Genomic DNA, 6,840 nt, shown 5'->3' on the forward strand with positions numbered 1-6,840 from the left:
AGAAAGTTTGACTGTATTCATCCGGAATTTTGCTATTGCATCACAGATCCCAGCTGGATGATTTGGACCAAGCACAGCTTTTTGATCACGGACATAAGATTCCTTAGTTGGCCAACGCATGACCATTGTTCCATTTCCTGCGCCATCCACTGAGCCATGGACAAGAAGATAAGCAGACCATGCTCTCTTTCCATCCACACTCCAGCTCACAGCAAGTGAAAATCAAACTCGTTGGTGTTCCATTGGATGAGATCATGGAGGGGAATGCACGTTGCTGGTGGCCGCTAGAATAGTTGGTTTGATAATTTATGCGAACACTGAACTCGTTTTCAACAACTGAAATTGCAGTTAAATCCTACCTAATAATTGTTGACTCCAAAATCCGATTCAATTAGTTTCCAGACAATCGTTTCCACTAAAATCATGTTTGATTTGTCGTAAGTACGGAAAGTCATGTTTTTCTCAATATTTCGCTTTTAGCGAATTTGATGGGTAGGAAATGAGAATCGTAACTTTACGGAGTAAGTGAATGTCACTCGAGAAACTGAAGAAGATTTCGGATATCTGTATTCTTGTTGAGAATGTAGAAAAGACGATTGAGTTCTACACAAAGAAACTGAATCTTAAAATTCGTCGTCGTGCGGAGGGTTTCGTTGATTTTTATGGTGACACGATTACCTTGGCAGCGTGGGAACTAGATCATATTAACTCTCATACTGGCGTCTCAAATAAACGTTCTCCAAAGCATGCACACAAAGCATGTATAGCCGTCGAATTGGAATCTCCTGAAACAGTTGATCAAATTTATACCGAACTTTCTCAGCGTGGGGTTGTTTTTTACGGTGAACCTGAAAGCTATGTCTGGAATGCACGCTGTGCTTATTTCACAGACCCTGATGGAACACTCTGGGAACTCTATGCCTGGGAGGAAGGTGGACCAGGAGATTACCACGAAGTCAATGCTGAAGAATCATCTCACCATTGAAAAACTGGGAAAATATTTTGGCAATCACAAAAAGGAGAAATATGAAACAGCATTCCCTTAATCGCCGTTCTTTCATTAAGGCATCAGCAGCTGGTATCGCAGCATTTGGCGCAGGAATTCAGTTGGTGATTCCAGAAAACGCTAATGCGGCGACGAAGGTGGTCGTTAAATATGATTGGCTTATGTCCAATGGACAGATCGGGGATATCGTTGCTGTAGAAAACGGCTACTTTGCTGAAAAGGGGCTGGAAGTGGAGTTCAGTCCAGGAGGCCCCAATTCTGCGACTGTACCACCTGTAGTCTCTGGTACGGCAACTCTGGGGCAATTTTCGGAAACTCCTCAACTCTATAACGCTCGGGCAAGCGGTGTTCCTGTAAAAATTCTTGCCTGTGGATACAGGACTGGCCCATATGCGCTGACATCAAAGCCTGATAAACCCCTGAGATCTGTTGCTGATCTCAAGGGAATGAAGATCGGGATTCAACCAACAGCAAGATTTCTGATGGATGCGATTGCAGCCAAAAACAATATCCCAATCGATGATCTAGATATTGTGAATGTCGGGTTCGACAAAGCACCATTAGTTAGAGGAGAAGTAGGAGCAATCGGTGGATGGATCACCAATACCCAGGCATTGAGTGTTGTTGGTGATGATCGCATCGATCTACTGCTCAGTGATTTGGGACTTGCTTCCTATGCTGATGTGTATTTTGCAACCGATCGTGCTATCGACAGTAACCCTGATGTATTGGCCCAATTCATAAGTGCTGTTGCCAAGGGGTGGGGATGGACTCATGCGAATCCTCAGGAAGCAGTTAGAAAAGCAGTAGCAGCATACCCAAATATGGATTTGGATTGGGAACTCAAGACAATCAAACTTGTTTTGAAAATGAGCTTTGATGATGATACCGCCAGAGATGGCTGGGGAACATTTGATCCCAATTCTGTTGAAGAACAGATTGCATTGTATGACAGGATTGGTCAATACCCAGATGGACGACCAAAACTTGAGGATGTCTACACATCAAAAATCCTCGAAATGACCTCAGCTGATCGTCCGAAACTTAACGCTCCGGGCGCCTGAGTACAATGAGCGTTGCGATAAAATGCGAGAAATTGAATGTTGGTTATCGCAACGCAGATTCTACGATCACAATCCTTTCAAATCTTGACCTAAGCGTTCCTGCCGGAGAATTTCTCACCATACTTGGCCCATCTGGTTGTGGAAAGTCTACGCTGTTGCGAGTAATAGCAGATCTTCTTCAACCATTGTCAGGGTCTATCAATGTTTTTGGGGCCAGTCCCGATGATGCACGCAACAGACGTCATATTGGTTTTGTTTTTCAAGATTCAACTCTTCTTCCCTGGCGCAGTGTAATAGAAAACATACAACTTCCCTCATCTGTCGGTGGATATCACAAGCATTCTATTTCGGGTGCCAAGATAAAATCACTGATGAAGCTGATGGGGTTGGAAGAACTTGATGATAGATATCCTCACCAGCTTTCGGGTGGGCAACGTCAAAGAGTTGCTATAGCTAGAGCTCTGATTGAAGAGCCAAAGTTACTTTTGATGGATGAACCCTTTGGTGCTTTGGATGAAATAACACGGGATAGATTGAACAGTGAGCTATTATCAATTTGGTGCAGTACAGGAACCACAATTCTGTTTGTCACCCATTCAATTATGGAGGCTGTTTATTTGGGTCAGCGGGTAATGGTAATGGCAAGCAATCCTGGGAGAGTCCTGAAGATTGCCGACCTTAGAGATATTAAGAAAAAAGATTTAGTAATTGAACGTGAGGATCCTAGAATCATTTCTGCAATGGCAGATATGCGTCGAGCATTGGAAGCAGCATCATGACCGAAGAACCGCTGAGTAGAAATACAGCGCTGCTCTTACCGATTTTAGGTGGATTTTCCATCATTGTCGCATGGGAATTTTTGTTGCCTGTGCTTGGAGTGCCAGCTTACATCATGCCCACACCAACCGCTATTGCTAGCGTTTTTGTCAAGCAATGGCCCCTACTTTTTTCAAATCTTTGGCCTACTGCTGTGGAGAGTATATCGGGATTTGTCATAGGAAATTCAGTGGCCATTCTCATGGCGATTGTTTTTGTTTACAGTCGAATCATTCAGGCCGCTTACTTCCCAGTTGTTCTTTTCTTCAACACCATACCAATTCTCGCTCTAGCACCAATCATCATACTGATTTTTGGTTTGGGAATGACCCCAAAAATCATCATATCTGCGGTCATCTGTTTTTTTCCAACCCTGGTCAATATGATTCGTGGACTGAATTCACCTAGTCCAAATGAGATTGAGTTATTTAGAATTCTCTCAGCAACCCAATGGGAGACTTTTTGGCGCTTGAGATTCCCGCGTTCCATGCCAATGCTTTTCTCATCATTGAGAATTGCATCCACCACTGCGGTGATTGGAGCAATTGTAGGTGAATGGATTGGATCTGATAAGGGAATAGGGGCTTTAATCATTCAGGCCACATTCAATTATAGATCGGGCCAGCTTTATGCGGCGATCGTTCTCTCTTCCTCAATGGCCATCTGCCTTTTTCTCATGGTGGCTTTCATTGAAAGAAAAGTCATTCGTTATTCCTAGAACCGTAAAGAGCCCTAACCATATCAGCAAAGATTTGGTACTCAACTTCCAGCTTTTCATCATTCTCTCTGTACCTTTCCTCCCAATCCAGAAACATCTGTATGATTGCTGGATTTCTACAGAATTCACGAAACGCCGACCTTAGTCTTTCCTCACAGTATTCCCTGATGTTGAGTACCTGACTGTCCTCATGGAATTCTTTTTCTTTGCTAGCCTTTGGTCACTCTACAACTTCATCCATAAGGATGGTCATTTGAAATAAATCTTTCAACCAGATCTTTGGAAAATGTACTTATCTAGATTCTGAGCCTTGAATAATGTGCACAAGCGGTGCACAGAGATGCTCAAGGCAAGTAAATATCTGGGGTTTTGGCTGGTTCAAATCCAGTCACCCCGACCAGCCCACAAAAAAAATTATAATCTCCGTAGTCTCCAAAAAAATCTCCTAACTCGCAGTTTAATTCTACAAGCATCAATCCTACTTTTTGTTGAAGATCCTTTAATCAGAAATTTGATTGATATGAATTGTTGCACGTTCGCAGTGATCCCACAAAATTGTGGAATTAATAGAAAAAAATTCCAAGTATGGGCCTTGCATCTTTAATATTACTGTAATTCTTTCTAAGAATGTTGATGAAATTTACTCAAAACAGTGATGAATGAATGGCAGTAGGAAAAATCACAGTACCAAAGAAAGCAGCGATCCTCCTCCTGGCACTAGGTGAAGAGGGAGCAGCAGAGGTGATGAAAAACCTGGAAGAAGCAGAGATTCAGCAAGTCGGTTACTATATGACTCGCTTTAACGATATTTCTTCTGAGGAATTGGACCAAGTTCTTGAGGAGTTCTATCGACAGTCTGTGATGAGTGATGGAGGTGGAGACTTGATGGCTTCACCTGACTTCATCAAAAATGCCCTTGCTGCAGCCCTTGGACCTGAAAAAGCCAAGGAACTCAATGCTGCTATGAGTTCCCAAACAGATGACATGGGCTTGGAGGCGCTCAAGTACATCGATCCCATAATGATAGCTAATTACATCCGTACGGAACATCCACAGACCATTGCATTGATTATTTCGTATCTGACCGATATTGATCAGGTGGCTACTGTTTTGAGATCACTTCCAGAAAATTTACAGGCTGATGTCGTTTATCGTATTGCTTCATTGGATAGTATCCCCCCTGGAGTTGTCAACGAACTCAATGAGGTTTTGACCGATGAGATGAAGCAGGCTGGTAGTATGGTTACCAAAGTGGGTGGAGTGGCTCCAGTAGCCGAGATTCTTAATGCGATTGATAAAGCTTCGGAAACAAGAATTCTTTCGACGATCGAAGAGTCGAACCCAGATTTGGCAGAACAGATTCGAGAATTGATGTTCACCTTCGAAGACTTGACCTTGATTGATAGCAAGCAGATGCAGACGGTATTAAAGGACGTTGATAAGGCCGATCTTGCGATGGCTCTTAAAACCGCTAGCGATGCAGTGAAGGAACTGATTCTTAGTTCAATGTCCACGAGGGCTGCAGAGATGCTGAACGATGATCTTGAAAATATGGGACCTGTTAAAGTGGGGGATGTGGAAGGTGCTCAGCAGAAAATCATCAAAGTGGTCAAAAAACTTGAAGAAGAGGGCAAACTGATTATGGCTGGGGCTGGTGACGACGTAGTCTGAGTTCTGATCCTCTCTTTAGGGCCAATCAAGATGGCCCTTTCACTCTTCAAATCTTTAATCTATTGAACATCCACCCAAACACTTCCTCCTTTAGCTGATTCTACCATCGCTTGGACGATCTCGATCGAGTGGCAACCATCTTCAACGTTCGGATACCAACAAGCCATTTCGTCCGGACGATTTCCTTCATTCAATGCAGTGATGGTATCTCCTAAATCACGGTAAAGATTGGCAAAAGCCATCACCATCCCTTCAGGGTGGCCGACGGTGATGCGATTGGCTCGCTGAGCGGCTTCAGATAGATAATTCCCACCACGCTCCAAAATTTGTGTGGGCTGATTGAGGGGAGTCCAGAACAATTGATTGGGTTGCTCCTGAGTCCAGCGAAGTCCACCTACTTCTCCAAAAACCTGAAGAGTAAGGCCATGGGTTCGGCCAATAGCCAGACCACTGGTCCATAAACGTCCAATAGTTCCCTGGTTCATTCTAAAGGCTGAAAGGTTGTCATCTTCCAGTTGTCGGCTTTTTATCCCATGTCCGAAATCACTGGAGACAGATGTGACTTTTTGCCCTGTCACAAAGCAAGCCATATGAAGTGCATGAATCCCACAATCCACAGTCACTGCTGCCATCCCAGCTTGGTTAGGATCAAATCTCCAGCGAACTCTCGGATTCTCTGCATCCTTAGCATCGGCCATAAATCCACCTGCAAACTCAGCAACAACGACCCGAATCTCTCCCAAGTCGCCATTTTCCACCATAGATCGCATTTGGCGAACTATTGGATATCCAGTGTATCCGTAGTTGACTGCGCAAATCTGGCCAGTTTTTTTGGATACTTCTACCAGATCCTTAGCCTCTTCAACAGTCATCGTCATTGGTTTTTCACAAAGGACATGGAAACCAGCTTCCATGAATGCCTTCGAAATTTGATGATGTGTAGCATTCGGGGTTGCAACCGTTACTAGTTGCACACGGTCCTCTCTGTTTTTCTCCTTATCCAACATTTCCTGCCAGTCTCCGTAACATCTTTCTTTATCGAGCCCCTGCACGATGCCAAATTCAATAGCCTTCTGCGGATCAATATCCATAGCACCAGCAAGGAATTGAAATTTTCCATCCATGATAGAACCAGCCCGATGGGCGAAGCCTATTTGGCTTCCTTCTCCACCACCAACCAACCCCCAGCCTAACTTTTTCAATTTTAATCCTCAGAATAAGTAAAAAAGGACTCTCTAAATTCAGAAATTAGCTCAAACTTCAATCAATGAACCGATTTTTGAAAACTTCGAATGCCTGACGACTACAAATTCAACTGTACCATGCTCAACTTTAGGATATTTTCAACCAAGACAAAGAAATGTCTTTGTGATGCTTCTTCTATGACTCTAAGATCTGCTTGCAGATTTATAAATGCCTTCAAGGAGAAATTTAGATGCCTGCTTACGTCTTATCAATGATGACAATTCATGATCCAGAAACTTACAGAAAATATACAGATCGTACTCCTCCAGTTGTTAAAAAATATGGTGGTAAGTTTTTAACGAGAGGCGAACCAGTTACTT

At 43.4% G+C, this 6,840-nt stretch carries 7 protein-coding genes; 5 read left to right on the forward strand and 2 right to left on the reverse strand.

The window, feature by feature from the left end; all coding sequences use genetic code 11:
* Positions 1 to 198 (reverse strand): hypothetical protein (locus P8O70_19435; GenBank protein ID MDG2199012.1); only part of this gene is annotated, 198 nt, incomplete at its 3' end.
* A gap of 331 nt (positions 199 to 529) precedes the next feature.
* On the opposite strand from P8O70_19435, the gene P8O70_19440 reads away from it, so the two are divergent.
* The 5 genes from P8O70_19440 (at position 530) to fliG (ending at position 5,275) form a co-directional block, all read left to right on the forward strand.
* Positions 530 to 985, forward strand: a complete 456-nt coding sequence (locus P8O70_19440) for a VOC family protein (GenBank protein MDG2199013.1) — start codon at positions 530 to 532, stop codon at positions 983 to 985.
* 41 nt (positions 986 to 1,026) lie between these two features.
* Complete coding sequence (locus P8O70_19445; protein MDG2199014.1) at positions 1,027 to 2,070, forward strand: ABC transporter substrate-binding protein; 1,044 nt, start codon at positions 1,027 to 1,029, stop codon at positions 2,068 to 2,070.
* Positions 2,071 to 2,075: 5 nt separating this feature from the next.
* On the forward strand, positions 2,076 to 2,849 hold the full coding sequence (locus P8O70_19450) for an ABC transporter ATP-binding protein (protein ID MDG2199015.1): 774 nt from the start codon (positions 2,076 to 2,078) through the stop codon (positions 2,847 to 2,849).
* The gene (locus P8O70_19455) at positions 2,846 to 3,604 is read left to right on the forward strand and encodes an ABC transporter permease (protein MDG2199016.1); all 759 of its coding nucleotides are present in this window, start codon (positions 2,846 to 2,848) and stop codon (positions 3,602 to 3,604) included. The genes P8O70_19450 and P8O70_19455 overlap by 4 nt, the downstream gene beginning before the upstream one ends.
* Before the next feature lie 663 nt (positions 3,605 to 4,267).
* On the forward strand, positions 4,268 to 5,275 hold the full coding sequence (gene fliG / locus P8O70_19460) for a flagellar motor switch protein FliG (protein MDG2199017.1): 1,008 nt from the start codon (positions 4,268 to 4,270) through the stop codon (positions 5,273 to 5,275).
* Between the two features lie 59 nt (positions 5,276 to 5,334).
* Here fliG and P8O70_19465 read toward each other — a convergent pair whose 3' ends face one another.
* Positions 5,335 to 6,477 carry a Gfo/Idh/MocA family oxidoreductase gene (locus tag P8O70_19465; protein MDG2199018.1) on the reverse strand — a complete coding sequence of 381 codons (1,143 nt, stop codon included), beginning with the start codon at positions 6,475 to 6,477 and terminating at the stop codon, positions 5,335 to 5,337.
* Between the last annotated feature and the right edge of the window lie 363 nt (positions 6,478 to 6,840).

The organism is SAR324 cluster bacterium (genome assembly GCA_029245725.1).
Classification (GTDB): domain Bacteria; phylum SAR324; class SAR324; order SAR324; family NAC60-12; genus JCVI-SCAAA005.